Annotated in this window: 24 protein-coding genes; 16 read left to right on the forward strand and 8 right to left on the reverse strand. The window is 56.3% G+C overall.

The annotated features are described in order from the left end of the window. Nucleotides 1–37 precede the first annotated feature (37 nt). Genes potA through RGW60_RS20670 form a run of 3 tightly spaced genes read left to right on the forward strand, consistent with a single transcriptional unit; the run spans nt 38 to nt 2,993 of the window. Nucleotides 38–1,180: a polyamine ABC transporter ATP-binding protein gene (potA, locus tag RGW60_RS20660; RefSeq protein WP_322206335.1), complete on the forward strand. Its 1,143-nt coding sequence runs from the start codon at nt 38–40 to the stop codon at nt 1,178–1,180. Nucleotides 1,181–1,215: 35 nt separating this feature from the next. Beyond that, nucleotides 1,216–2,097: an ABC transporter permease subunit gene (locus tag RGW60_RS20665; RefSeq protein WP_322206984.1), complete on the forward strand. Its 882-nt coding sequence runs from the start codon at nt 1,216–1,218 to the stop codon at nt 2,095–2,097. Then, nucleotides 2,094–2,993: an ABC transporter permease subunit gene (locus RGW60_RS20670; RefSeq protein WP_322206336.1), complete on the forward strand. Its 900-nt coding sequence runs from the start codon at nt 2,094–2,096 to the stop codon at nt 2,991–2,993. Before RGW60_RS20665 ends, RGW60_RS20670 begins: the two co-directional genes overlap by 4 nt. 107 nt (nt 2,994–3,100) lie before the next feature. Here RGW60_RS20670 and RGW60_RS20675 read toward each other — a convergent pair whose 3' ends face one another. After that, nucleotides 3,101–5,512 (reverse strand): penicillin acylase family protein, encoded by a 2,412-nt coding sequence (locus RGW60_RS20675; RefSeq protein ID WP_322206337.1) that lies wholly within the window; start codon nt 5,510–5,512, stop codon nt 3,101–3,103. Nucleotides 5,513–5,813: 301 nt separating this feature from the next. Between RGW60_RS20675 and RGW60_RS20680 the strand changes: the two genes are divergently transcribed. Next, entirely contained in the window at nt 5,814–7,058 is a 1,245-nt protein-coding gene (locus RGW60_RS20680; RefSeq protein ID WP_322206338.1) for an OprO/OprP family phosphate-selective porin, read from the forward strand. Between the two features lie 59 nt (nt 7,059–7,117). Further along, the gene (locus RGW60_RS20685) at nt 7,118–8,053 is read left to right on the forward strand and encodes a ParB/Srx family N-terminal domain-containing protein (RefSeq protein ID WP_322206339.1); all 936 of its coding nucleotides are present in this window, start codon (nt 7,118–7,120) and stop codon (nt 8,051–8,053) included. 15 nt (nt 8,054–8,068) lie between these two features. Here the strand turns inward: RGW60_RS20685 and RGW60_RS20690 are convergent, their stop codons facing one another. After that, complete coding sequence (locus RGW60_RS20690) at nt 8,069–8,632, reverse strand: DUF6436 domain-containing protein (RefSeq protein WP_322206985.1); 564 nt, start codon at nt 8,630–8,632, stop codon at nt 8,069–8,071. 118 nt (nt 8,633–8,750) lie between these two features. Here RGW60_RS20690 and RGW60_RS20695 point away from each other — a divergent pair, with 118 nt between their 5' ends. Then, entirely contained in the window at nt 8,751–9,701 is a 951-nt protein-coding gene (locus tag RGW60_RS20695) for an alpha/beta hydrolase (RefSeq protein WP_322206340.1), read from the forward strand. Nucleotides 9,702–9,790: 89 nt separating this feature from the next. Here the strand turns inward: RGW60_RS20695 and RGW60_RS20700 are convergent, their stop codons facing one another. Beyond that, a complete protein-coding gene (locus RGW60_RS20700; protein WP_322206341.1) occupies nt 9,791–10,549 on the reverse strand; it encodes a hypothetical protein in 759 nt (252 codons plus the stop codon). A 119-nt stretch (nt 10,550–10,668) separates the two neighbouring features. On the opposite strand from RGW60_RS20700, the gene RGW60_RS20705 reads away from it, so the two are divergent. Beyond that, complete coding sequence (locus RGW60_RS20705; protein WP_322206342.1) at nt 10,669–11,301, forward strand: 2OG-Fe(II) oxygenase; 633 nt, start codon at nt 10,669–10,671, stop codon at nt 11,299–11,301. A 64-nt stretch (nt 11,302–11,365) separates the two neighbouring features. Further along, a complete protein-coding gene (locus RGW60_RS20710) occupies nt 11,366–11,803 on the forward strand; it encodes a DUF4399 domain-containing protein (protein ID WP_322206343.1) in 438 nt (145 codons plus the stop codon). A gap of 84 nt (nt 11,804–11,887) precedes the next feature. Here RGW60_RS20710 and serA read toward each other — a convergent pair whose 3' ends face one another. After that, nucleotides 11,888–13,117 carry a phosphoglycerate dehydrogenase gene (gene serA / locus RGW60_RS20715; RefSeq protein ID WP_322206344.1) on the reverse strand — a complete coding sequence of 410 codons (1,230 nt, stop codon included), beginning with the start codon at nt 13,115–13,117 and terminating at the stop codon, nt 11,888–11,890. A gap of 157 nt (nt 13,118–13,274) precedes the next feature. Here serA and RGW60_RS20720 point away from each other — a divergent pair, with 157 nt between their 5' ends. Next, the gene (locus RGW60_RS20720; protein WP_322206345.1) at nt 13,275–14,669 is read left to right on the forward strand and encodes an FAD-binding oxidoreductase; all 1,395 of its coding nucleotides are present in this window, start codon (nt 13,275–13,277) and stop codon (nt 14,667–14,669) included. 32 nt (nt 14,670–14,701) lie between these two features. Continuing rightward, nucleotides 14,702–15,367 carry a fumarylacetoacetate hydrolase family protein gene (locus RGW60_RS20725; protein ID WP_322206346.1) on the forward strand — a complete coding sequence of 222 codons (666 nt, stop codon included), beginning with the start codon at nt 14,702–14,704 and terminating at the stop codon, nt 15,365–15,367. A gap of 88 nt (nt 15,368–15,455) precedes the next feature. On the opposite strand, the gene rpiA is transcribed toward RGW60_RS20725, so the two are convergent. Continuing rightward, the gene (gene rpiA, locus RGW60_RS20730) at nt 15,456–16,127 is read right to left on the reverse strand and encodes a ribose-5-phosphate isomerase RpiA (protein ID WP_322206347.1); all 672 of its coding nucleotides are present in this window, start codon (nt 16,125–16,127) and stop codon (nt 15,456–15,458) included. A 228-nt stretch (nt 16,128–16,355) separates the two neighbouring features. Here rpiA and ilvA point away from each other — a divergent pair, with 228 nt between their 5' ends. Then, nucleotides 16,356–17,870: a threonine ammonia-lyase, biosynthetic gene (gene ilvA / locus RGW60_RS20735; RefSeq protein WP_322206986.1), complete on the forward strand. Its 1,515-nt coding sequence runs from the start codon at nt 16,356–16,358 to the stop codon at nt 17,868–17,870. Between the two features lie 64 nt (nt 17,871–17,934). Continuing rightward, nucleotides 17,935–18,363 (forward strand): DUF2269 family protein, encoded by a 429-nt coding sequence (locus RGW60_RS20740; RefSeq protein WP_322206348.1) that lies wholly within the window; start codon nt 17,935–17,937, stop codon nt 18,361–18,363. A 73-nt stretch (nt 18,364–18,436) separates the two neighbouring features. Here RGW60_RS20740 and RGW60_RS20745 read toward each other — a convergent pair whose 3' ends face one another. Beyond that, on the reverse strand, nt 18,437–19,093 hold the full coding sequence (locus RGW60_RS20745; protein WP_322206349.1) for an HAD family hydrolase: 657 nt from the start codon (nt 19,091–19,093) through the stop codon (nt 18,437–18,439). Between the two features lie 142 nt (nt 19,094–19,235). On the opposite strand from RGW60_RS20745, the gene RGW60_RS20750 reads away from it, so the two are divergent. Beyond that, entirely contained in the window at nt 19,236–19,715 is a 480-nt protein-coding gene (locus RGW60_RS20750) for an RNA pyrophosphohydrolase (protein ID WP_322206987.1), read from the forward strand. 22 nt (nt 19,716–19,737) lie between these two features. Continuing rightward, the gene (gene ptsP, locus RGW60_RS20755) at nt 19,738–22,017 is read left to right on the forward strand and encodes a phosphoenolpyruvate--protein phosphotransferase (protein ID WP_322206350.1); all 2,280 of its coding nucleotides are present in this window, start codon (nt 19,738–19,740) and stop codon (nt 22,015–22,017) included. A 30-nt stretch (nt 22,018–22,047) separates the two neighbouring features. Here the strand turns inward: ptsP and RGW60_RS20760 are convergent, their stop codons facing one another. Then, nucleotides 22,048–22,794, reverse strand: coding sequence for an NRDE family protein (locus RGW60_RS20760; protein ID WP_322206351.1), 747 nt, complete (start codon nt 22,792–22,794; stop codon nt 22,048–22,050). Between the two features lie 153 nt (nt 22,795–22,947). Here RGW60_RS20760 and lgt point away from each other — a divergent pair, with 153 nt between their 5' ends. Next, nucleotides 22,948–23,760 (forward strand): prolipoprotein diacylglyceryl transferase, encoded by an 813-nt coding sequence (gene lgt / locus RGW60_RS20765; RefSeq protein WP_322206352.1) that lies wholly within the window; start codon nt 22,948–22,950, stop codon nt 23,758–23,760. Between the two features lie 53 nt (nt 23,761–23,813). Further along, nucleotides 23,814–24,785, forward strand: a complete 972-nt coding sequence (locus tag RGW60_RS20770; protein ID WP_322206353.1) for a thymidylate synthase — start codon at nt 23,814–23,816, stop codon at nt 24,783–24,785. Nucleotides 24,786–24,860: 75 nt separating this feature from the next. Here the strand turns inward: RGW60_RS20770 and cadR are convergent, their stop codons facing one another. Beyond that, the gene (cadR, locus tag RGW60_RS20775) at nt 24,861–25,307 is read right to left on the reverse strand and encodes a Cd(II)/Pb(II)-responsive transcriptional regulator (RefSeq protein WP_322206354.1); all 447 of its coding nucleotides are present in this window, start codon (nt 25,305–25,307) and stop codon (nt 24,861–24,863) included. Nucleotides 25,308–25,353: the final 46 nt, after the last annotated feature.

Here is a 25,353-nt window from a genome sequence, read left to right on the forward strand (position 1 = left end):
TTGGTCGGGCTGAAAATTTTGTTGGGAGTTCCACCACATGGCAGTTGCCTCCGGCGCCTATAAGAAAGCCCTCGAGGGTGATCAGCAACCTAAACAGGTGCTGGTCAAAATCGACCGGGTCACGAAGAAGTTCGACGAGACGATTGCCGTGGACGATGTGTCCCTGCAGATCAACAAGGGCGAAATTTTTGCGTTGCTCGGGGGATCTGGTTCAGGAAAATCTACTTTACTTCGTATGCTTGCGGGCTTCGAGCGACCCACCGAGGGGCGAATTTACCTCGACGGCGTCGACATTACCGATATGCCGCCTTACGAGCGGCCGATCAACATGATGTTTCAGTCCTACGCACTGTTCCCGCATATGACTGTGGCGCAGAACATCGCCTTCGGTTTGAAGCAAGACAAAATTTCCAGTCAGGAAATAGACGCCCGTGTCGCGGAAATGCTCAAGCTGGTGCAGATGAGCGAATACGCCAAGCGTAAACCGCATCAACTGTCAGGCGGCCAGCGGCAGCGGGTGGCCTTGGCGCGCTCGTTGGCGAAAAAACCGAAGTTGCTGCTCCTCGATGAACCGATGGGCGCACTGGATAAAAAGCTGCGTTCGCACATGCAGCTCGAATTGGTGGAAATCATCGAGCGCGTCGGCGTGACCTGCATCATGGTGACCCACGATCAGGAAGAGGCCATGACCATGGCCCAGCGCATTGCGATCATGCATTTGGGCTGGATTGCGCAGATTGGCAGCCCGATCGACATCTACGAAACCCCCACCAGCCGTTTGGTCTGTGAATTCATCGGCAACGTGAATTTGTTCGAAGGCGAGGTGATCGAAGACGCCGAAGGCCATGCGCTGATCTCAAGCCCGGAACTGGAACGCAATATCTACGTCGGCCATGGCATCAGTACGTCCGTGGAGGACAAGCGCATCACCTACGCGATTCGTCCCGAAAAACTGTTGGTTACGACCGAGATGCCGACCTGCGAGCACAACTGGTCTCGGGGCAAAGTCCATGACATCGCTTACTTAGGTGGGCATTCGGTGTTCTACGTGCAACTGCCTTGCGGCAAGCTGGTTCAGTCGTTCGTGGCCAATGCCGAGCGCCGTGGTGCACGACCGACTTGGGATGACGAAGTGTATGTCTGGTGGGAAGACGACAGTGGCGTGGTGCTGCGCTCATGAAAAATCAGAAATTTCAGCGCGCACTGACTCGAATAATTCCCGGTGGCCGGCAGATGGTCATTGGGGTGCCCTTTATTTGGATGTTTTTGTTTTTCATGCTGCCTTTCATCATCGTGCTGAAAATCAGCTTCGCTGAAGCAGACGTAGCCATCCCGCCATACACCGAGATTTTCAGCTTCGTTGAACAGAAGTTCTCGATGATCCTGAACTTCGGTAACTACGCGTTGCTCGGCAACGACGAGTTGTACATCGCCGCGTACCTGGGCTCGCTGAAGATGGCCTTTTTCAGCACGCTGCTGTGCTTGTTGATTGGCTATCCCATGGCCTACGGTATCGCCACGGCGAAAAAAGAAAGCCAGACCGTTTTGCTGCTGTTGATCATGATGCCGACGTGGACCGCGATCCTTATTAGGGTCTATGCGTGGATGGGCATCCTCAGCAATAACGGGCTTTTGAACTCATTCCTGATGTGGTTGGGCGTGATCAATGAACCCCTACACATCCTCAACACCAATGTGGCGGTGTATATCGGCGTGGTCTATTCGTACCTGCCGTTCATGATTTTGCCGTTGTTCGCGAACTTGGTGAAGCACGATCAGAGCTTGCTGGAGGCCGCGTCCGATTTGGGTTCCAGTACGTTTAACAGCTTCTGGAAGATCACTGTGCCGCTTTCTAAAAACGGCATCATCGCCGGCTGCATGCTGGTGTTTATTCCCGTGGTCGGCGAGTTTGTGATCCCGGAACTGCTCGGTGGCCCCGAGACGTTGATGATTGGTCGAATACTCTGGCAAGAATTCTTTAACAACCGTGACTGGCCGGTGGCGTCAGCGTTGGCGGTGGTTATGTTGGCGGTATTGATTGTGCCGATAATCTTGTTCAACCGCAGTCAGGCTAAAGAACTGGAGGCGAAAGCATGAAGGCTTTCAGGTTCTCAAACGTGATGCTGGTACTTGGGCTGGTATTTATTTATGCGCCCATGGTCATCTTGGTTATTTACTCCTTCAACGCCTCCAAGCTGGTGACGGTGTGGGGCGGATGGTCGATCAATTGGTACGTCGGACTGCTGGACAACACGCAACTGATGGGAGCGGTGGCGCGTTCGCTGGAAATCGCCTGCTATACGTCGGTCGCCGCTGTGGCGTTGGGGACAATGGCGGCGTTCGTGCTGACCCGCATCGCGCACTTCAAAGGCCGCACCCTGTTTGGTGGGCTGGCAACCGCGCCGTTGGTAATGCCGGAAGTGATCACCGGTCTGTCACTGTTGCTGTTGTTTGTGTTCATGGCGCAATTGATCGGTTGGCCGCAAGAGCGCGGCATCGTCACGATCTGGATTGCCCACACCACGTTCTGTTCTGCTTATGTATCAGTGGTAGTTTCGGCACGCTTACGTGAGCTGGACATGTCCATCGAAGAAGCAGCCATGGACCTTGGCGCGCGACCGTGGAAGGTGTTCTTCCAGATCACGATTCCAATGATCGCACCGTCGCTGGCAGCGGGCGCCATGATGTCGTTTGCCCTTTCGCTGGATGACTTGGTACTTGCAAGTTTTGTCTCTGGCCCGGGTTCAACCACCCTGCCGATGGAAGTATTCTCGGCCGTGCGCTTAGGGGTTAAACCGGAAATCAACGCAATTGCCAGTTTGATCCTGTTGGCAGTGTCGATTGCAACGTTCATGGTCTGGTTCTTTAGCCGTAGAGCTGAAGACTCGCGTAAGCGAGCCATCCAATTGGCCGTCGACGAAGCCGCAGCCGAGTCATGGAAACAACCCGACCCACGTCGCGCTCCTATGCCCAAGGCCGTGGAGCCAGCGTAGGCCAGAGGTTTGCGGCATATCATCTGTAGAACCAACTTGTTGGCGAAGCGTGGTACCAGACACACCGCATCAAGCCTCTCGCCAACAAGACCGTATCTACAGGGATTTTATCTAGCTGGCACCAACCTCAAAATTTCCTTGGTACTCGCCGCCACATCTGCCTCGTCAAAATGCTGCGGCACGTATCCGCCTTCGACATAGGTCTTGGCCTGATCCGAATAGTGCTTATCAAATAGCACGCCGCTTTGTCCAACCGGGTTGATCCCCAAGCTGTGGGCCGGATCGGCGAAATCAATCAAGCGCCGTGTCGATGGCCCGTAGATCACTCGCCATGGCGCTTGACTGATACGCGCAGACAGGTTGTTTGGCACCTCATGAGTACCTGGCGCCGGGAACGGGCCGACGTTGAATAGCTTATCCAACGGCTTTTGCATGCCCAGCGGGTGTTCGTGGGTCAAGGTGTGAGCTTTACCCCACTGCCAATCAAACGCGTTGTCGCCATACACGGCTCTGAGGTGCGAAACGCTCTCGTGCCATGCTTGCTTAACGATGTCGGCGCGGGATTCTTTGACCGGTGTATTGCGGTTGTCCCACCACGGCGAATCGGCGTCGGCGGCCAATCTTGGCAGGGCAGCATCAATCACTCGCGTTGCTAGCAGCGAATCGAAAAAGCCATCGCCCAACTCGTCGCGCATTGTGGCGTTGATCAGGTCATAGACGAACTCGTTGAACAGCGTGGCGCCTACCGAATCCAGCGAATAGTCGCCCTTCCAGCTTGCCAACCGCTCTACCAGAGCCCGTTCTTCAGGATCGGTCACCGCGCTGCGCAACACCGGGATCAGGGGTTTTAACACACGTCCGGCATACGCCGTCTGCGTACCGAGTTGCAGCTTTTTACTGTTCTGCAGATCCCATTTCACCGCTGGATCACTCAATTGCCTATTCAACTGTTGGCCCCGATCGGGGAGATTGTAATAACCGGGAATTTCCATTCCGGTCGGTGATAAGGGTTGAGCGTTGGCCGACACGATATAGCCCCGTGCCGGATTTTCTTCCTGTGGGTTGGCGCTGAACGGATAGAAACCGCCCTTGTCAGCCTCGGCGGTGCCCCCGTCGAGAATAAACGTGGGATTGACCCCCTCGGGGCGAATCGGCAATTGCGCGGCGGCCCACCAGCCGATGTCGCCGTTGGCGTTGGCCCAGACGATGTTCAGCCCTGGCGATTGAATCTTCTGTGCCGCCGTGCGCATTTTGCTCAAGGTGTCAGCGCGATTGGCCTCGTAGAAACCTTCTATGATCGGGTTTTCGGATTCCAGAAATGACCACCACATAGCAATCGGCGTCGGGCCCGTCAACGCACCCAGCGCATCGTTAACGATCGGGCCGTGGGGTGAGCGCCGCAGATCCAGGGTTATTGCCGGCAAACCCTTGATCAGAATCTGCTGCTGGCTGTGGGTCATGTCGACCCAGCCACCGTGATACCACACCTGATTAGGGTTACCGGGATTGACCCGCTCGGCGATCAGGTCAACGTCGTCGTTCTGAAACATGGTCAGACTCCAGCCGAAGTCACGGTTGTGCCCCAGCGCCGCAAACGGGTCCAGCGGCTGATGATGCCCATACAGTTCGAAGCCGGGTGCCGACAGGTGCGCCTCGTACCACACCGACGGCACCGAGAAACGAATGTGCGGATCACCCGCCAGCAGCGGCTTGCCACTTTTGGTCCGACTGCCGGAAATTACCCAGGCATTACTGCCTTCAAACTGCGGCAGCCCGGCGTCTTCCAGCGCGCGTTGGCTGAGTTGAGCCAGGGCGTCCAAACCTTTCCAGTCAGCGCTGACGAGTGCCGGTGATGGGCCTTGAGTCTGGCCAAACGCGCCCTTGGGCTGCCAAGCCAAATCAAAAATGCTCAAATACTCCGGCCCTAACTCATCGCGGATGTAGGTCAACAATGGTTCGGTGCGAAACGCGGCGGCAAAGCTGTAGGCCATATAGCCGACGACGCTCAAGGTGTCGGCGACAGTAAAGGGTCTTTTTTTGATGCCCAATACATCGAACTCGATGGGGCTGGAGTGTGTGTCTTGATACTGGTTGATGCCATCCAGGTAGGCTTCAAGGGCTTGCCATGACGGCGCCTGCTTGTCCTGCTGCGCGACAATGGCGTCGGCGCGCTCGCGAATCCTCAGGCTGCGGAACAGTTTATCTGTGCTCACCAGTTTAACGCCCAGCACTTCGGATAATTCGCCACGGGATAGGCGTCGCATCATTTCCATCTGAAACAGTCGATCTTGAGCCTGCGCATAACCTAGAGCGCGATACATATCCGTCTCGTTTTCAGCGTTGATATGCGGCACACCACGTTCGTCATAACGCACGGTGACTGGCGCTTGCAGGTGCTTGAGCGACATCTCGCCCTGACGCGTCGGTTGCTTGCTGTTGACGTACCAAAAACCTCCGCCAGCGAGGATGACAATGACGACGGCGAGAAGAAGGGCGAGAAAGGTTAGGCCGCGTTTCATCTAAAGTCCTGTCATTGATAGGTCTGAATTTGCAGGCTACAGATTTGCTTTGACGGTGTGTAGTCAACGGCAGAATGACGGCATATCCACGTCGTAAATAGAGGCCATAAATCAGGTAACACTTTGGCTGAGACTTGGCGGCCAGCCGTTGGCATTGGGTTGGGTCTGGTACGTGACGTATTTGGTAGCACAACGGGGTTCGACATAAACGGTACTGACATTTTCGGCAATCAGGATGCGTTTCTTCAATAAAAGGCATTGGGCAATGAAGTCCATACGTCGTATTTAGGGAGATGCTCCGATGATCAGCAAGTACCAAAGTGGTTTGAATTTTTGCGTATTGGCGTTGGCGGTGTCCGCCGATGCATTCGCCGGAAGTGTGACCACCGATGGCGCCGATATCGTCGTGAAAACAAAGGGCGGATTGGAAATCGCTACAGACGATGACCAGTTCAGTTTCCAATTGGGTGGACGGATACAAGCCGACGTCGATCAGTTTGGCGGCACCTACAGCCTAAACGGTAAGACAGCGGACAGTGCCTATTTGCGTCGAGCACGCTTGGACTTATCAGGAAAGGCCTACGGGGTCTGGGGCTATGACTTCGCTGTGGATTTCAGCAACTCCAATACACCGATCAAAGAAGCATTTGTCAGCTATCTCGGCTTCGACCCTGTAACGCTTCAAATAGGCCGATTCGACCCCGATTTTGGTCTGGAGAATGCCATCAGTTCCAAGTGGAACACCGCAATCGAGTCCAGCATGATTTCGGAACTGGCGCCGTGGGCCAGTGATCATGACGAAGGAATGGGCATTCAGGTGCATGGCACGCTGGACAGTTTTTATGGCTCGGCGAGTATCTTGCGGCCGTCGTCGAACGAGAATGAAAATGGCAAAACACAAAATAACTATAACTTGCGTGCGGTATTCGCGCCGTGGTCCAAGCCTGGAAATGTTCTTCACTTTGGTATTAATTACGCCTACAACGACGCCGACGAGTCGGACGGACGTATCCGTACTCGCCTAGGCGTTCGTGGCACCTCAGAAAATGGCAACGGTCACCGACCAGACCTCGCGCCTAAAGTCGCCGGCGCCTATGACGGCGATGCCGCCATGGGGCTTGAGTTTGCCTACGCTGCCGGTCCGTTTTCAGTCCAAAGCGAATACGTGCGCAGAACCCTTGAGGCTAAGTCGGAATCGGTGCGGCATGATCGGGATGCGACCGGTTATTACGGCCAGGTCGCCTACACACTGACGGGAGAATCCAGAGGTTACAAACTCGACGGTGCAAGCTTCAGTGGCGTCAAACCAGAGAACGCGCAATGGGGCGCGTGGGAAGTGTTCTACCGGTACGACCATGCCAACGTGGAAGAGAGCGGCTTCCTCGATAGCGGTGCAAAAGTGCAAACAGTAGGCGTCAATTGGTACGCCAATCAGGCGGTGAAAGTCTCGGCCAACTATTTGCGAACCAACACGTCCCATATTTCGAACGAGAACGGCGATAACGACGGCGATGCCCTGAGCTTGCGCTTGCAGTACGTTTTCTAAGGGATGATGGCATCTGATCCCCGCTTTGGCGGGGACTTCTAATCGTAAAGGGGCCCACTGTGCGTAAGAGCTCGTTCCTGCTGACTATGTTCTTGTGTGTATTCACTCTCCACGCGCAAGCGTTTTCCACCCCCACACCGGGGACATTGATTGAAGTTAGTCTCGATCAATTACATCCGACCCAGGCGGTCATCGGCTTTGATCAGATCTATTACAAGCTCGCACGTTTCGCAGATCAGCGCTCAACGTTGTTCGATGAGTACTGCGAGACCAACGGCCAAAGCGAATCCGTTCGAGTGACAAATGCGTCGGACCTGCTAGATCCTGCGACCTTCGACTGCCAAAGCCCGGTCGGGACGCGTTCCAAAGACATGAAAACCGTGGTGATCGGTCCGGGAGGAAAGTTATATCTCACTGATGGACATCACACATTCACGACGCTGTGGGATCAGCCCGGCGCCGGCCCGCATTTGAGGATGTGGGTCAAAGTGACCGATGATTTCAGCGACAGTGCGGACAGTGGCACGTTTTGGGCACGCATGCAGCATGCGCATAAAACATGGTTGAAGGACGGCAGCGGTCAGACAATCAACCCGGCCCAATTGCCTGAGCACCTCGGCTTGAAGAACATGCAGAACGACCTGTTTCGCGGTCTGGTCTATTTCACGCGCGGCGCGGCGTATGGCAAGCCGAGTTTGGCGGACATTGCCCCGGAGTTTCTTGAGTTTTATTGGGGCGACTGGCTGCGAGCTCGGTTGGACATCACGCCGTTTGATTTGGTTGACCGAATTGGTTACCGCAAGGCGTTAGAGGCTGCCAGTGATTTGATGGTGGCATTACCGGCCGCAGCGTTGGTCGGTGACAGCGGGTTCAATGCACGGCAACTGGGTGGCTATTCATCAGTCGATAGCAAAACACTACGCAAGACCGTCCATGACAAGCTGCGTTACGTCTTCGACTACAAGGCCGCCCATCACTTAATAAATAGCCAATAGTCAGGGTGTCGCCAGCTACGGGCAATAACAGCCGACCGCCATGGTGTGCGTGGCGTCGACCGGCCGCCCAGCACTGAGCGCCTTGAGGATGGGCTCGATAAAGCTGTTGCTGGAATTACACGTAGCGCCTTCGCTGTAAGGTCCGAAATACGCCAGCTTGCCTTCACGGTCCCAAATCGCGACGGCGGGGCTGGCGCTGATGCGTTCGGCACCTGGCAGGCTGCGCAGCGGCTTGATCGACTCCAGCGTACTCGGCAGCTGACCGTGAGTACCGGGTTTCTGCACTGAGTAGAAATCAACACCCTGGGCGCCGCCAAACCGTTCTACCAGTTCAGCCAGGTGTTGTTGATTCGCGACGTTGCACGGGCACGCCGGATCCCAAAAATGCACTAGACGAATTCGCCCCGGACCCGCCAATTCAGCGGGCAAACTGAGTCCGTCGCCAGTGAACAGTGCGGTCTGATCGCTGAACGGGCGAATGTAGCGCCCTTGGAACCAGTCGTAAGCCGCCCACAGTCCAATCGCGCAAACAAGCGCAAGCAGACAGGCAAGGACGGTAGGTCGATAACGCGCATTCATACGGGCAGCTTCTGTTTTGAGGCGCATAGCTTGCCATGCTTGGCGAGACAGATGAATATCTGCGCTGTCTGATCGTCTTGCTCGGATGCAAATGACGTCCGTTTTGCCTGGAAGACCCATGCCCGCCACCTTCGACCCTGATACTTTGCGATCCAGCCTCCTGCCTTTGCGCGCAGCACAACCACTGTCCGATGAGGGCCGGGCCTACCAGCACTTCTATGGTTTAGCGACGCGGGAGAGTCAGGCCCCCGTTCGTAGTTGGCTCGGACGCTTCGATGTTGCGGGCTATGAAGTGGTCAGTCAGGTCTGGATTCCCGAGCGGCCGATTGCAACGCTGTTTCTGGTGCATGGTTTTTACGACCATATCGGGCTGTATCGTCACGTTATCGACTGGGCGTTGGGCCGTGGGTTTGCCGTGATCGGCTGCGACCTGCCGGGGCATGGTTTGTCGAGTGGCGTCCGGGCGAGCATTGACGACTTTGATGAATACCAAGTGGTCTTGGACGCCTTGTTCGACGAAGCGTCGAGCCTGCGATTGCCGCAGCCTTGGCATCTGTGCGGGCAAAGCACCGGCGGGGCGATTGTGATCGACCACTTGCTGATCCATGGCACCAACAGCCCGGCACAAGGGCAGAGCATTTTGCTGGCGCCGTTGGTTCGACCGCGCGGCTGGAACCTGTCAAAACTGAGCTACAGCTTGTTTAGCCCGTTCGTCAAAGGCATCGAACGACGTTTTAGCGAAAACACCAATGACCCGGATTTTCTGCCGTTTTTACTGGCTGACCCGCTTCAACCCCGGCGTCTTCCCACAGCATGGGTAGGGGCGTTGGCGAAGTGGATCAAACGCATCGAAGCCGCCCCCCGCAGCCCCCGCAGCCCATTGATTGTCCAGGGCGACGCCGACATGACCGTCGACTGGGTACACAACCTTCAGGTTCTCCACGATAAATTCGCCGACCCAAAAATTTTCATGCTCGGCCAAGCGCGGCATCACTTGGCCAATGAGCTGCCGGTACTGCGAGAAAAATATTTCGCGTTTTTGAACGAGCAATTCGACGCGGATTTGTAGGCGCTCCCGAAGGCCGCGATGCAATTGGCCTGAAGTACCGCACGGCCCACTTCCAGAATTATTCTGGAAGCGGTTTATGCGTTATCAAACTATTTCCCCGGCGCCAAGCTCGATGCGCTTTTCCCAACGGCCAGTCCGGCACGGATCGCTGCCAGGGCGGCCTGATAATAGGCTTTGCCTTCCGGAGATTCGGCGAAGGTGTCGAACTCTTCCAGCTCGGGGTCGGAAAGGTCGCGATAGACATAGAGCAACGTGTTGTTCATGTCATTGCCGATCTGTTGCATCAATCGCTCACGCTGGCCCTCCAGCATGCCTTGCGCCTGACCACCGCCTAACAGGCCGGGAATCATCTGACTGAGGCTGTCGGCGGCGACACCGGCGATGGCGAGGCTGACTTCGGCCCCGGCTTCACGCGCAGGCAGCGCCTGGGCCAAATGCCCAATCAATAACTGACGGGTCGCACCGGCTTCAATGTGCGGCAAGCCCTGAGCGTTTTTTGCCAATTGATCGGGACGAGTCGCTGTCAGCTCGGCGGTGACGATCTTGAGACCCAAAGGTGACTGGAAAAATTGCAGAGCGGGCGTCGGGTCTTTCAACGTTTGCCGTAAATGCTGTTCGGCGCGCTGGTCCATGGCCTGCGGCGCAAAGCGTTGATTGCTGTTATTGACCAGTGCTTGATAGACCGCTGGCGGCAGGCTGTTGCGGTAACGCTGCTGGGCGGCGTTGAGGGCCGCGACGAAATGCGCGCGTTGTTCTGGCCAACCGGCGACCTTGTACAGCTGGTCGTGGCCGTCTGCCCAAGAGGGCAATGGGCAGAGCATCAACAACAAAACAAACAAACGGCGCATAGGGACTCCTGTCAGCAGGGCGCTATTCTCAATGCGCTTGCGTGGATTTGTCGAGTTATCACTGTATTCCACACTCGTTCGGTCGCAGGCCCTGTCGGATTTCAAGGCGGATGGATACTATGCCAGCCATGCGAATCCCCCCTGATCACCCGCTGTTGCTACGAATCGTTGATGACTTGGCCGCAAACGGCTGGTCGCAGCAAAACATTTTTTTGCCCGACGCTCTGACCCTGGAGTTGGCCCAAGAGTGTCGCAAGCGTTCGGAAGATGGCCAGCTTGCGCCTGCGGCCGTCGGGCGAGGGGGCACCCAGGAAATTCGGGAAGCTATTCGCGGTGACCATATTCAATGGCTAGAAGCCGGTGAGACTGAGGCTTGCGACCGTTATCTGGAACTGATGAACAGCCTGCGCCAAGCACTCAATCGAGGGCTTTTTCTTGGGCTGGAGGATTTTGAAAGCCATTTCGCGCTGTACCCGCCAGGGGCGTTTTACCTCAAGCACCTTGACCGTTTTCGCGATGATGATCGGCGCACGGTCTCGGCAGTGCTTTACCTGAACCCATCGTGGTTGCCCGAACATGGCGGTCAATTGCGCATGACCCTCAAGGGCGACACCGAATACGATGTGCAGCCCATCGGCGGCTGTCTGGTGGTATTTCTCTCGGGTGAAATACCCCATGAAGTGCTACCGTCGACCCGAGAGCGGCTTTCCCTGACCGGTTGGTTTCGACGCCGGGGCGATGACCCGTTCTAAGTGTCGAATGAACCGACGTCGTTGTTTAAAGTCCGATATGTGTCGTTAATCTCCCGGAGAAACCATGAAGACCTTATTGTCACGAGTAGCTATTGCGGGTCTGTTGCTGAGCGCTTCTGTGTTGGCGAGCGCAGCTGATGTACCGCGAACCGCTTCGCCCGCAGGTGCCGAGGAATACATTATTTCTCCCAAAGACGGCGCCACCGTGGGTAAGACCTTCAAGGTCCAGTTCGGCCTTAAAGGTATGGGCGTCGCGCCCGCCGGCGTCGATATGCCAGATACCGGCCACCACCATCTGCTGATCGACATGAAAGATAAGTTGCCGCTAGATGCGCCAATCCCGGCGACTGACACCGTCAAGCACTTCGGCAAAGGCCAGACCGAAACCGAACTGACCCTGACGCCAGGCAAGCACACCCTGCAATTGCTGATGGGCGACAAAGGACACATCCCGCTGAACCCGTCGGTTGAATCGAAGAAGATCACGATTACGGTTAAGTAATCTCGCCTCACATTGATCTCACCGATATTTGGCATCACAAAAAAAGGAGACCCGAAGGTCTCCTTTTTTATTCCTCGGAGAAACCTAGAACAACACGCGGCTACGAATAGTGCCGTTGATGGTCTGCAGTTTTTCCTGGGCCAGATCGGAGTACTCGGCATCGACGTCGATGACCACGTAGCCAACCTTCTCGTTTGTCTGTAGGAACTGACCGGAGATGTTGATCCCGTTTTCGGCGAAGACCTTGTTGATTTCGCTCATCACACCTGGAATGTTCTGGTGGATGTGCAGCAAACGGTGCTTGCCAGGGTGAGCGGGCAACGCCACTTCCGGGAAGTTGACCGAGGAGACCGACGTACCGTTGTCGCTGTACTTGACCAGCTTTTCCGCCACTTCCAGACCGATGTTAGCCTGTGCTTCGGCAGTCGAACCGCCGATATGCGGGGTCAAAATCACATTGTCCAGACCACGTAGCGGGCTTTCGAATTCTTCGTTGTTCGAGCGAGGCTCGACCGGGAAGACGTCGATGGCGGCGCCGATAAGGTGTTTATCCTTGATCGCGTCAGCCAACGCCTGCAACTCGACCACCGTGCCGCGAGCGGCGTTGATCAGGATGCTGCCCTTCTTCATGGCGCGAATTTCTTTTTCACCGATCATCCACTGGGTTTCAGCGGTCTCAGGGACGTGCAGCGTGACGATGTCAGCCAATCCCAGCAGTTCGGTCAGGCTCGAAACCTGAGATGCATTACCCAGCGGCAGTTTGGTTAGCGTGTCGTAAAAGAACACTTGCATGCCCAGGCCTTCGGCCAGTACGGAAAGTTGGGTGCCGATCGAGCCGTAGCCGACGATACCCAGTTTCTTACCGCGAATCTCGAAGGAGTTGGCTGCGCTTTTTATCCAGCCGCCACGGTGGCAGGAGGCGTTTTTCTCAGGAATGCCGCGCAGTAACAGGATCGCTTCAGCCAGCACCAACTCAGCCACCGACCGGGTGTTTGAGTAGGGGGCGTTGAAGACTGCGATACCGCGTTCGCGTGCAGCGTTGAGATCGACTTGGTTGGTGCCAATGCAGAAGCAGCCGACAGCGACCAGTTTCTTCGCGCAATCGAAGACCTGTTCGGTCAGCTGGGTACGGGAACGAATACCGATGAAATGTGCATCGGCGATCTTTTCCTTCAACTCGGCTTCCGGTAGCGAGCCGGTAAGGTATTCAATGTTCGAATACCCGGCGGACATGAGGACGTCCACAGCTGATTGGTGGACGCCTTCGAGAAGAAGGAACTTGATCTTGCTCTTATCGAGAGAAGTCTTGCTCATCTGCGTAAACCTGTGTCCCGGAGAAAATGGCAGGGGGCGCACATCGGCCGTAGGCACGATTAGCGGGGGGCTATGCTAGCATATGCACCCCGCGAAGCACCCATTCCTGGACGTGAAGCGTTCTCAGGATGACCATGAATTGTTCGAGAGTTCCGTGATGACCAATCCTGCCTTAATAGAAGAGTTAAAGACCCTGGTCGAGCCTGGCAAGGTCTTGACCGACGCCGACTCCCTCAATACTTACGGCAAGGATTGGACCAAACACTTTGCGCCGGCTCCCGTGGCCATCGTGTTCCCGAAGACTACCGAACAGGTGCAAGCCATCGTTCGCTGGGCCAATGAGCACAGGGTGGCGTTGGTGCCGTCGGGCGGCCGAACGGGGCTTTCCGCCGCTGCGGTTGCGGCCAATGGTGAAGTGGTTGTCTCGTTCGATTACATGAATAAGGTGTTGGACATCAACCTGACGGACCGCACCGTGATCTGCCAACCGGGCGTCGTCACCGAACACCTGCAAACCCTCGCTGAGGACAACGGCCTGTATTACCCGGTGGACTTTGCTTCGGCGGGTTCCAGCCAGATAGGTGGCAACATCGGCACCAATGCCGGTGGGATCAAGGTGATTCGCTATGGCATGACCCGCAACTGGGTCGCGGGGATGAAAGTCGTCACCGGTAAGGGCGACCTGCTTGAGCTGAACAAAGACCTGATCAAAAACGCTACGGGCTACGATTTGCGTCAGTTGTTCATCGGCGCTGAGGGCACGCTGGGTTTTGTGGTCGAAGCCACCATGCGTCTGGATCGAGCACCGAAAAACCTCACGGCGATGGTCCTCGGAACTCGCGATTTCGACTCAATCATGCCGGTGCTGCATGCGTTCCATAACAAAATCGACCTGACGGCGTTCGAATTTTTTTCTGATAAAGCGTTGGCGAAGGTGTTGGCGCGCGGCGATGTACCGGCGCCGTTTGAGACCGATTGCCCGTTCTATGCGCTGCTGGAGTTCGAAGCGACGACTGAAGAAGTGTCCAACGAAGCCTTGGCAACCTTCGAGCATTGCGTGGAAGAAGGCTGGGTGCTGGATGGCGTGATGAGCCAAAGCGACCAGCAGTTGCAGAACCTGTGGAAGCTGCGCGAATACATCTCCGAGACCATTTCGCACTGGACGCCGTACAAGAACGACATCTCGGTGACCGTTTCAAAAGTACCGGCGTTCCTGAAGGAAGTGGACGCCATCGTTGGTGAATACTATCCAGACTTCGAAATTGTCTGGTTCGGCCACATCGGCGACGGCAACCTGCACCTGAACATCCTCAAGCCAGACAACCTGAGCAAAGATGATTTTTTTGCCACGTGCGCCACGGTCAATAAGTGGGTGTTCGAGATCGTGCAGAAGTACAACGGCTCGATCTCCGCTGAGCACGGCGTGGGCATGACCAAGCGTGATTACTTGACGTACAGCCGTTCGCCCATCGAAATCGAATACATGAAAGCGGTTAAAGCAGTGTTCGATCCCAACGGGATCATGAACCCAGGCAAGATATTCGCCGTTTAATCCATTTGGCCTACAGACTCAGGAGTCGCCCCATGAGCTATCAGCACCAGTACATCGACGGTACGCGAATCCACTTTCCAGTGGGAAAAGTCGTCTGTATCGGTCGTAACTACGCCGAACATGCAAAAGAATTGAACAACCCGGTGCCGTCCGAACCGCTGCTGTTCATCAAGCCTGGTAGTTGCGTTGTAACGCTGGAAGGTGGCTTTACCATCCCTGTCGATCGCGGATCGGTGCATTACGAAGCTGAAATCGTCGTGTTGATTGGCAAGCCGCTGACTAAAAGTCCTTCGCGAGAAGAGGTGCTGGATGCAATTAGTGGCTTCGCACCCGGCCTCGATCTGACCTTGCGCGATATTCAGACCAGGCTCAAAGAGAAAGGCCTGCCGTGGGAAATCTGCAAATCCTTCGACGGCGCGGCAGTCATCGCCCCGTTTGTGTCGGCTGATGCCTACCCGGACCTGACCGACATTAGCATTCGTCTTTCCATAAACGGCGAAGTGCGTCAGGACGGCAACAGCAGCTCAATGCTCAACCCGATCGTACCGATGATTCAATACATGGCGTCGCAGTTCTCACTGCAAGCCGGCGACATCATCATGACTGGCACCCCCGCAGGCGTCGGTCCGTTCGTTACGGGCGATGAGATTGTGTTGGAATTGACCGGCGTGAGTAAGTTCGAAAGCAGCGTTCGCTGATCAACAGCTTCCCGAATGAATTCTGTCCCACGGTAAAACTGCAATCACTGTGGGAGTGAATTCATTCACGAAGAGGCCCAAATGCGTATTAGCGCTTAAGGGTTTTCACACCTTCCGCCGTACCCAAAAACAGCAAGTCAGCCGGACGCGCCGCGAACAAGCCATTGGTCACAACGCCAACGATGGCGTTGATCTGGGTTTCCAGCGTCACCGGATCGGTGATGTTCATGTTGAACACGTCGAGAATGATATTGCCGTTATCGGTCAGCACGCCTTCGCGGTACACCGGATCGCCGCCCAGCTTCACCAACTGACGGGCTACGTGGCTGCGCGCCATCGGAATTACTTCAACGGGCAGTGGAAACTCGCCCAACACCGACACCAACTTGCTGCCGTCGGCAATGCAAATGAATGTCTGAGCCACGGCTGCGACGATTTTTTCACGGGTCAATGCAGCACCGCCGCCTTTGATCAGGTGCAAGCCTGCGTCGGCTTCATCAGCGCCATCGACATAAAATTCCAGATCGCTGACGGTATTCAATTCGTAGACCGGAATGCCGTGGCCCTTGAGCCGTGCCGCAGTGGCCTCGGAACTGGCGACCGCGCCGTCGAATGCGCCTTTGTGCTTGGCCAACGCATCGATAAAACAATTGGCGGTGGAGCCAGTGCCTACGCCGACGACACTCTTGTCATCGAGTTTCGCAAGGATAAAATCGACGGCAGCTTGGGCCACGGCCTGTTTGAGTTGATCCTGGGTCATGCTGGCTCCTAATAAAAATAGTATCTACAGGAGCCAACTTGTTGGCGAAGCGCCCGTGCGGTGTGTTTGAGACACAGCTTCACCAACGAGTTGGCTCTTATAGGAATGTGTTTGCAGCGAGCAAAGGTATGCAAAAGGGCGCGCATTATAGCGATAACCCGCCTAAAAACCGCGTCATTCTGGGTTAGACTTCGGGCCTTGCCCCTATTTGCCAGCGATACTTTCCCGATGCTTGAACAGTACGTCAAAAAAATCCTCACCTCGCGCGTTTACGACGTAGCCGTTGAAACCCCGTTGCAGGCCGCTCGCCAGCTTTCCGAGCGCCTGGGCAATGCGGTACTGCTTAAGCGCGAAGACTTGCAGCCGGTGTTCTCGTTCAAAATTCGCGGCGCTTACAACAAACTCACGTTGCTCAGCGAAGCCGAGTTGGCCCGGGGCGTCGTCACGGCGTCGGCGGGTAACCATGCGCAAGGCTTGGCATTGGCGGCCAAGGTACTGGGCGTCAAAGCCACCATCGTCATGCCCAAAACCACTCCCGAGATCAAGGTCGAAGGCGTGCGCTCGCGAGGCGGCATCGTGGTGTTGCACGGCGACTCGTTCCCCGAAGCACTGGCATTTTCGCTGAAACTGGTCGATGAAAAAGGCTACGTCTACGTTCATCCGTATGACGATCCTGACACCATCGCCGGCCAAGGCACCGTGGCAATGGAGATTCTGCGTCAACAGCCGGGGCGTTTAGACGCGATTTTTGTGCCGGTGGGCGGCGGCGGTTTGATTGCGGGCATCGCGGCCTACGTTAAATACTTGCGGCCAGACATCAAGGTCATCGGCGTCGAACCGGACGATTCCAACTGCCTGCAAGCGGCCATGGCGGCTGGTGAACGCGTGGTCTTGAGTCAGGTCGGGTTGTTTGCCGACGGCGTGGCCGTGGCGCAGATCGGTCAGCACACCTTCGACATCTGCAAAGATTATGTCGACGAAGTGATCACCGTCAGCACCGATGAAATCTGTGCGGCGATCAAAGATATCTACGACGATACTCGCTCCATCACCGAGCCTGCGGGCGCACTGGGTGTGGCCGGGATCAAGAAGTACGTCGAACTGTATGGCGTCAGCGGGCAAACCCTGGTGGCCATTGATTCAGGCGCCAACGTCAACTTCGACCGCCTGCGCCACGTGGCCGAGCGCGCTGAGCTAGGTGAGGGCCGCGAAGCGATCATTGCCGTGACCATTCCCGAAAAGCCGGGCAGCTTCAAAGCGTTCTGCGAAGCCATCGGCAAACGCCAGATCACCGAATTCAACTACCGCTACCATACCGACCGGGAGGCCCACATCTTCGTTGGTGTGCAAACCCATCCCGATACCGATCCCCGCGCCGCGCTGCTGGCCAGCCTGACCGCGCAGGGCTTTCCGGTGCTGGACCTGACCGATAATGAACTGGCGAAACTGCACATCCGCCATATGGTCGGCGGCCACGCGGCGCGGGTCAGTGACGAAGTGGTGTTCCGTTTCGAGTTCCCGGAGCGACCGGGTGCGCTGTTCAATTTCCTCGACAAACTCGGCGGGCAGTGGAATATCTCGATGTTCCACTACCGCAACCACGGCGCGGCGGACGGCCGGGTGGTGGCTGGGTTGGTGGTTCCGGAAAACGAGCGGCACCTGATTCCGGCGGCGTTGGCGGAAATCGGCTACCCGTATTGGGATGAAAGCGAAAACCCGGCTTACAAGCTGTTCCTAGGCTAACCCGCTGAGGAGCACTGCTGCGCTGCTACCCTGACTAATAAGCTCTGACAGGAATTTACCAAAAATGGAATATTTCACCGCCATCAAAATCGTCCACGTTGTCGCCACCGTGCTGCTTCTACTCAGCGCATTGGCGCTTGTGGTCTGGGTCATTCGCAGCCGCCGTGCTGGCGACTTGACCGCCCAGCGCCGCACCTTGCAGCGACCATGGCTGTTCGCCTGGATCTTAATGGGCTTGTGCTTGTTGACCTTGCCGGTCAGCGGCTGGTGGCTGATGCATTACGCAGGTTGGCCATTAGGTCAGACCTGGTTATTGGCTGCGAGCGTGCTTTACACCTTCGGTACCCTGAGCTGGGCGTGGCTGTTGGTGCGCCTCAACCGCCTGCGCGTCCCCTCCGTCATCGGTCACCCCAAATTCACCTTGGCCCTCGCCCTGTTCTGCGGCGTGTGTTTTATCGCCATCGCGGGGTTGATGGGGGCTAAGCCGGTTTAAACCCAAGCGTTATGTCCGGAGTACCGAGACTCCCTCTTCGCAACTTATTCGCGGAGGAACCATTCGAAACGGCTTAATTCCTCAGCGTGATTACCGGCCAGCCACGCCGCTCGGCTTCAGCGCGCAACGTTGGATCTGGGTCGACAGCTATTGGGTTGGCTACTTGCTCCAGTAAGGGCAGGTCGTTCATTGAGTCGCTGTAGAAGTAGCTGTCGTCGAGATTGAATCCGGTCTCCTCTAGCCAGCGATTAAGTCGCGTCACTTTCCCTTCGCGGAAGCACGGGACGTCGGTTGTTCGCCCGCTGTAGCGACCATCAACGATTTCGCACTCGGTGGCCAGCAAGGTATCAACACCAAACCGCGCAACGATTGGCGCGGTCACAAAGCGGTTGGTGGCGGTGATCACCAGCAGTTTGTCACCCGCTTTACGGTGCTTAGCCACCAGCGCTTCGGCTTTGGGCAAAATAATCGGCTCGATGCAGTCGCGCATGAACTCACGGTGCCATATGTCCAACTGGGCCATGTCGGTGCGACCGAGGATTTCCAGGCTGAAGTTCAGATAGTCCGTCAGGTTGAGGGTTCCCGCCAGGTAATCCTGGTAAAACGCGTCGTTGCGCGTTTTGTAGGCGATGGCGTCGAGAATGCCGCGTTCGCAGAGATAATCTCCCCAAGCGTGATCGCTATCGCCACCTAGAAGTGTGTTGTCAAGGTCGAATAAGGCCAGGCGCATGAAGTTACTCACTGAATTACCACGGAAAAGGCCGTCAGAATACGAGCTTTTCACAAGAGTTCACATAAGCTGCGAAGCCTCGTTGCTGCTTTCAACAGCTTTGTGGAACAATGCGACGACATGCGTTTACGAGGCCGCTGCCGTGATCGACCCCGATGGTTTCCGTCCTAATGTCGGGATTATTCTGACAAATGATGCTGGTCAGGTCTTATGGGCTCGGCGAATCAACCAAGATGCCTGGCAGTTTCCGCAGGGTGGAATCAACCCGCTCGAGACGCCAGAAGACGCTTTGTATCGCGAATTGAATGAAGAAGTCGGGCTGGAACGGCAGGATGTTGAAATTCTCGCCTGCACCCGTGGCTGGTTGCGTTATCGTTTGCCGCAGCGTTTGGTCAGAACGCACAGCCAACCGCTGTGCATCGGCCAGAAGCAAAAGTGGTTTCTTCTGCGCCTGATCTCAAACGAGCAGCGGGTAAGGATGGATTTGACCGGTAAACCGGAGTTTGATGGCTGGCGTTGGGTCAGTTATTGGTATCCGTTGGGCCAGGTAGTGACATTCAAGCGCGAGGTTTACAGACGCGCCCTTAAAGAACTTGCACCGCGCCTGTTGGCGCGCGACTGACCACGGAGTTCGACCCCCAGCCATGCTCAATACGCTGCGCAAGATCGTCCAGGAAGTTAACTCCGCCAAGGATCTCAAGGCGGCGTTGGGGATTATTGTGTTACGCGTCAGAGAGGCCATGGGCAGCCAGGTCTGCTCGGTCTATTTGCTCGACACCGAATCCAACCGCTTTGTATTAATGGCCACCGAGGGCCTGAACAAGCGATCCATTGGTAAGGTCAGCATGGCGCCGAACGAAGGTTTGGTCGGTCTCGTGGGTACCCGCGAAGAGCCGCTGAATCTGGAAAACGCTGTTGACCACCCACGTTATCGCTACTTTGCCGAGACTGGTGAAGAGCGCTACGCCTCGTTCCTTGGCGCACCGATTATCCACCACCGTCGCGTGGTCGGGGTGTTGGTGATCCAGCAAAAGGAGCGGCGCCAGTTCGACGAGGGCGAAGAAGCCTTTCTCGTGACCATGAGCGCTCAGTTGGCTGGCGTTATCGCCCACGCCGAAGCCACTGGTTCGATTCGTGGCTTGGGTCGTCAAGGCAAAGGCATTCAAGAAGCCAAGTTTGTTGGCGTGCCGGGCTCGCCAGGCGCGGCTGTCGGTACAGCTGTGGTGATGTTGCCCCCGGCTGATTTGGAAGTGGTGCCCGACAAGAACGTCAGCGACATTAAAGCTGAATTGGCGTTGTTCCAAAATGCACTGGAAGGCGTACGCGGCGATATGCGTTCGCTCTCGGCCAAACTCGCCACGCAGCTGCGACCTGAAGAGCGTGCATTATTTGATGTTTACCTGATGATGCTCGACGACGCTTCTCTGGGCAGTGAAGTGACCGACGTGATCAAGACCGGCCAATGGGCCCAAGGTGCACTGCGCCAGGTAGTCAACGAGCACGTCAAACGTTTTGAATTGATGGACGACGCTTATCTGCGTGAGCGCGCCTCCGACGTCAAGGATTTGGGTCGTCGGCTGTTGGCTTATCTGCAGGAAGCACGTCAGCAAACCTTGGTTTATCCCGACAACACCATTCTGGTCAGCGAAGAACTGTCACCGGCGATGCTCGGTGAGGTGCCCGAAGGCAAGTTGGTCGGCCTGATCTCGGTGCTCGGTTCCGGCAACTCCCACGTCGCGATTTTGGCGCGGGCCATGGGTATTCCCACGGTCATGGGCGTGGTGGATCTGCCTTATTCCAAAGTCGATGGCATCCAGCTGATTGTCGATGGCTATCACGGTGAGGTTTACACCAACCCCAGCGATATTTTGCGCAAGCAATACGCTGAAGTGGTCGAAGAAGAGCGCCAGCTGTCCTTAGGTCTGGACTCCTTGCGTGAATTGCCGTGCGTGACGCTGGACGGGCATCGCATGCCACTTTGGGTCAACACCGGCCTGCTGGCAGACGTCGCGCGCGCGCAACAGCGCGGAGCCGAAGGTGTAGGTCTTTACCGCACTGAAGTGCCGTTCATGATCAATCAGCGTTTTCCGAGCGAAAAAGAACAACTCGCGATTTATCGCGAACAATTGGCGGCTTTCCACCCATTGCCAGTGACCATGCGCAGCCTGGACATCGGTGGCGATAAATCGCTGTCGTACTTTCCGATTAAAGAAGACAACCCGTTCCTGGGCTGGCGCGGTATCCGCGTCACCCTCGATCACCCGGAAATTTTCCTGGTGCAGACCCGCGCCATGCTCAAGGCCAGTGAGGGCTTGAACAACCTGCGGATTTTGCTGCCAATGATTTCCAGCACCCACGAAGTGGAAGAAGCGTTACACCTGATCCACCGAGCCTGGGGCGAAGTACGCGACGAAGGGTTCGACGTGCCGATGCCGCCAATTGGTGTGATGGTTGAAGTCCCGGCAGCGGTGTACCAAACCCGTGAATTGGCGCGTCAGGTGGACTTCCTTTCGGTGGGTTCCAACGACTTGACCCAATACTTATTGGCGGTAGATCGCAACAACCCACGGGTTGCCGATCTGTATGACTACCTGCACCCGGCAGTGCTGATGGCGTTGCAGCATGTGGTGCACGATGCCCATTTGGAAGGTAAACCAGTGAGCATTTGCGGTGAGATGGCCGGCGACCCCGCGGCAGCGGTGCTATTGATGGCAATGGGTTATGACAGTTTGTCGATGAATGCCACCAACTTGCCGAAAGTGAAGTGGATGTTGCGTCAGATCCACCTGAGCAAGGCCAAGGAGTTACTGGCGCAATTGATGACCAACGACAATCCGCAAGTCATCCGCAGCTCGTTGCAGTTGGCCCTGCGTAATCTTGGCCTGGCCCGGATGATTAATCCGGCGTCGGTTAAAGGGCATTGATCACGCAGCACGGCACCACAGGGATTTAGGTCAAACAATCAACTCAACCGTCCCTAAATGCCCGCCATACGGCCCGAAGCTGTGTTCAGCGAAGTGACGACTGCCGTCGGCATTAACGATCAATGCGCTGCTGGCGCGCGTGCCGTAGTTCGGGCTGGAAATAAACACGCTGGATAACAGGCTTTCCGTAACCCGTCCTACCCCGGTGTCAGGTAGACCAGCCTCGGGTGCAATGTCAGGATCGCGCAGTAACCCCAATAGCGCCGAGACTTGCGGATCGTCTAATTCAGCGAGCAGCGCCGCTTTGGCTTTCAACAGCTTTGGCCATGGAGTGTCCAGTCCGGCGTTTGATAGGCCGTAAACACCGGCCTTGAGTAGCTGCGGCTGCGCACTGACCGCACTCAGGAAAAACAAAGAATCCGCCGTGCCCAGCAACAAATTGAAACCCCCATATTCGCCTGCACATGCCACCACTTCGGCCAGATAATCCTCAATGGGCTGCTCACCGGTCAGAAACCGCGCAACCAGTTCGCCGCGAGAGCGTCGTCCCGGCGGGTGATTCGGATCGCGAATGTTAGTCAGCGCTGCAAATCGACCGTGGTTTCCGATACCGAGCCACGTCCCACCAGCTTCCAGATCCCGGCCCGCATACACGCCGGGCGCATCGTGCCATTCAGTCATTGGCTGGGTCGGGCGCGCGTAAAATTCATCGCGGTTGGCAGCGACGATCAGCGGTTGCCGGTGAGTGGGGCGCCAAGCGAAGACGATCAGGCACATGCGAACCTCCTTTTTCACCACTGTACCGCAGATCGATCCGACACCCATCCGCTCACACGGGTAGAGCTAAAGGGTGTGCTTCCGTTACCATGACCGATTGAAAATCGCAGACGGCTGACCGCTGCTGCCAAAGCGTTTATTTGAGGAGTCGCAATGCTGCCTTACCCGCAGATTGATCCAGTTGCATTGGCCATTGGCCCGCTGCAGATTCATTGGTATGGCTTGATGTACCTGGTCGGCATTGGTGGTGCATGGTTACTCGCGTCACGTCGTATGAACCGTTTCGACCCGACCTGGACCAAAGAAAAGCTCTCCGACCTGATCTTTTGGCTAGCCATGGGGGTTATCGTCGGTGGGCGACTGGGCTATGTGCTGTTCTATGACCTGAGTGCCTACATCGCCAATCCGCTGTTGATTTTCGAAGTTTGGAAAGGCGGTATGGCGTTCCACGGCGGCTTTATCGGCGTGATGATTGCCGCCTGGTGGTTCGGCAGGCGCAACGGCAAGTCGTTCTTCCAATTGATGGACTATGTTGCGCCGATGGTCCCGATTGGTTTGGGCGCCGGGCGTATCGGCAACTTCATCAATGCCGAATTGTGGGGCAAACCGACGGACCTGCCGTGGGCCATGATTTTCCCGCCGTTCAGCGATCCGGCGCAGTTGCCGCGTCATCCGTCGCAGCTTTATCAATTCGCGCTGGAAGGCGTGGCACTGTTCGTCATCCTCTGGCTGTTCTCGCGCAAACCCCGTCCGACCATGGCGGTTTCCGGGATGTTCGCGTTGTTCTATGGGATCTTCCGCTTTGTCGTCGAATTCGTCCGCGTGCCTGATGCGCAGCTGGGCTATTTGGCTTGGGGCTGGGTCACTATGGGTCAGATTCTGAGCCTGCCAATGATCATTGGCGGTCTGGTGCTGATCTGGCTGGCGTATCACCGCGCATCTGCCACCAAAAGCGCGACGGTTTAACACTGAAATGCCGGGCGTTTACGTCCGGCGGGTTCATTGATGCAGGGTAATGTATGAAGCAATATCTGGATCTGGTCGCTCATGTGATCCAAAACGGAACGCTGCAAGCGAACCGCACCGGGGTCAAAACCATTAGTTTTCCCGGCGCCATGCTGCGTTATGACCTGAAAGAGGGCTTCCCGGCGATTACCACCCGGCGCATGGCCTTTAAGTCGGCCATCGGCGAAATGGTCGGTTTCCTGCGTGGCGTGAGCAACGCCGCAGAGTTTCGAGAGTTGGGTTGCAAGGTCTGGGACCAAAACGCCAACGAAAACGCGCAATGGTTGGACAACCCATTCCGCAAGGGCGAAGACGATTTAGGCGAAATTTACGGTGTGCAATGGCGCAAGTGGCCCGCGTATAAACGTATCGATTCTGGCAACGTCAAGGCTATCGAGCTGGCGATCAGTCATGGCTATCGGCAGATTGCTCAGTCCGAAGAATACGGTCAGGCCTATGTGGTGCTGTACAAGGCCATCGACCAGATTCGCCAGTGTGTAGACACCATCATGAAAGACCCAGGCAGCCGACGGATTCTGTTTCATGGCTGGAACTGCGCGCAATTGGATGAAATGGCCTTACCGCCGTGTCATCTGCTTTACCAGTTCCACCCTAACCAGGAAACTCGCGAAATCTCCCTGACGCTGTATATCCGCTCCAACGATTTGGGGCTGGGAACGCCGTTCAACCTGACCGAAGGCGCGGCGTTGCTGTCGCTGATCGGACGCCTGACGGGCTACACCCCGCGTTGGTTCACGTATTTCATTGGTGATGCCCACGTCTATGAAAATCACCTGGACATGCTCAATGAACAGCTCAAGCGCGAGCCGTTCCCGGCGCCTCAGTTGGTGATCTCCGAGCGCGTGCCAGCGTTCGCCCAGACTGGCGTGTATCAACCAGAATGGTTGGAGCTGATCGAACCGGCTGATTTCTCGCTGGAAGGGTATCAACATCACCCAGCCATGACGGCGCCGATGGCTGTTTGAAAATGGGTGCCTGACACATCGCCTTCCCGAATGAATTCGGGAAGGGCTTAGCGCGTTGTCGTAGACACGCCGCCATCAATGCCCATGACTTCTCCCCACATGAGAATGCTCGCTCTCCACCGCTATCACCGCGCCACTCACTTCCAACTGCTGCAAAATCCCACAGTGTTTCAGCGTGCCGTCGGTGCAGCGTTGGCGCAGTTCCAGTAATTGCGTTTGCAGCGCTTGCAGGCTGGCGACCCGGGCGTTGACGTGTTGGATGTGTTCGTCGATCAATGCATTGACGCTCTCGCATTGGTCTTGCGGGCTGTCACGCAAACTCAACAGGCTGCGGATTTCTTCGTGAGTCATGTCCAGGCTGCGGCAGTTGCGAATAAACGTCAGCCGCTCAACATGAGCCTGGGTGTACACCCGATAATTGCCGTCACTGCGCGCAGGCGGCGGCAGCAGGCTTTCGCGTTCGTAGTAGCGGATGGTTTCCACTTGGCAATCGGTCAGTTTTGCCAGTTCGCCAATCTTCATGGATTTATCTCAAATAGTTGCTTGACCCTATAGTGGCTACAGGGTG

The sequence above is a fragment of the Pseudomonas sp. AB6 genome (assembly GCF_034314105.1).
Lineage (GTDB): Bacteria > Pseudomonadota > Gammaproteobacteria > Pseudomonadales > Pseudomonadaceae > Aquipseudomonas.

Coding starts and splice junctions, on each gene's coding strand:
- potA (WP_322206335.1), top strand. CDS start 38: ATGGCAGTTGCCTCCGGCGCCTATAAGAAAGCCCTCGAGGGTGATCAG.
- RGW60_RS20670 (WP_322206336.1), top strand. CDS start 2,094: ATGAAGGCTTTCAGGTTCTCAAACGTGATGCTGGTACTTGGGCTGGTA.
- RGW60_RS20675 (WP_322206337.1), bottom strand. CDS start 5,512: ATGAAACGCGGCCTAACCTTTCTCGCCCTTCTTCTCGCCGTCGTCATT.
- RGW60_RS20680 (WP_322206338.1), top strand. CDS start 5,814: ATGATCAGCAAGTACCAAAGTGGTTTGAATTTTTGCGTATTGGCGTTG.
- RGW60_RS20690 (WP_322206985.1), bottom strand. CDS start 8,632: ATGAATGCGCGTTATCGACCTACCGTCCTTGCCTGTCTGCTTGCGCTT.
- RGW60_RS20695 (WP_322206340.1), top strand. CDS start 8,751: ATGCCCGCCACCTTCGACCCTGATACTTTGCGATCCAGCCTCCTGCCT.
- RGW60_RS20700 (WP_322206341.1), bottom strand. CDS start 10,549: ATGCGCCGTTTGTTTGTTTTGTTGTTGATGCTCTGCCCATTGCCCTCT.
- RGW60_RS20705 (WP_322206342.1), top strand. CDS start 10,669: ATGCCAGCCATGCGAATCCCCCCTGATCACCCGCTGTTGCTACGAATC.
- RGW60_RS20710 (WP_322206343.1), top strand. CDS start 11,366: ATGAAGACCTTATTGTCACGAGTAGCTATTGCGGGTCTGTTGCTGAGC.
- serA (WP_322206344.1), bottom strand. CDS start 13,117: ATGAGCAAGACTTCTCTCGATAAGAGCAAGATCAAGTTCCTTCTTCTC.
- RGW60_RS20720 (WP_322206345.1), top strand. CDS start 13,275: ATGACCAATCCTGCCTTAATAGAAGAGTTAAAGACCCTGGTCGAGCCT.
- RGW60_RS20725 (WP_322206346.1), top strand. CDS start 14,702: ATGAGCTATCAGCACCAGTACATCGACGGTACGCGAATCCACTTTCCA.
- rpiA (WP_322206347.1), bottom strand. CDS start 16,127: ATGACCCAGGATCAACTCAAACAGGCCGTGGCCCAAGCTGCCGTCGAT.
- ilvA (WP_322206986.1), top strand. CDS start 16,356: ATGCTTGAACAGTACGTCAAAAAAATCCTCACCTCGCGCGTTTACGAC.
- RGW60_RS20740 (WP_322206348.1), top strand. CDS start 17,935: ATGGAATATTTCACCGCCATCAAAATCGTCCACGTTGTCGCCACCGTG.
- RGW60_RS20745 (WP_322206349.1), bottom strand. CDS start 19,093: ATGCGCCTGGCCTTATTCGACCTTGACAACACACTTCTAGGTGGCGAT.
- ptsP (WP_322206350.1), top strand. CDS start 19,738: ATGCTCAATACGCTGCGCAAGATCGTCCAGGAAGTTAACTCCGCCAAG.
- RGW60_RS20760 (WP_322206351.1), bottom strand. CDS start 22,794: ATGTGCCTGATCGTCTTCGCTTGGCGCCCCACTCACCGGCAACCGCTG.
- lgt (WP_322206352.1), top strand. CDS start 22,948: ATGCTGCCTTACCCGCAGATTGATCCAGTTGCATTGGCCATTGGCCCG.
- RGW60_RS20770 (WP_322206353.1), top strand. CDS start 23,814: ATGAAGCAATATCTGGATCTGGTCGCTCATGTGATCCAAAACGGAACG.
- cadR (WP_322206354.1), bottom strand. CDS start 25,307: ATGAAGATTGGCGAACTGGCAAAACTGACCGATTGCCAAGTGGAAACC.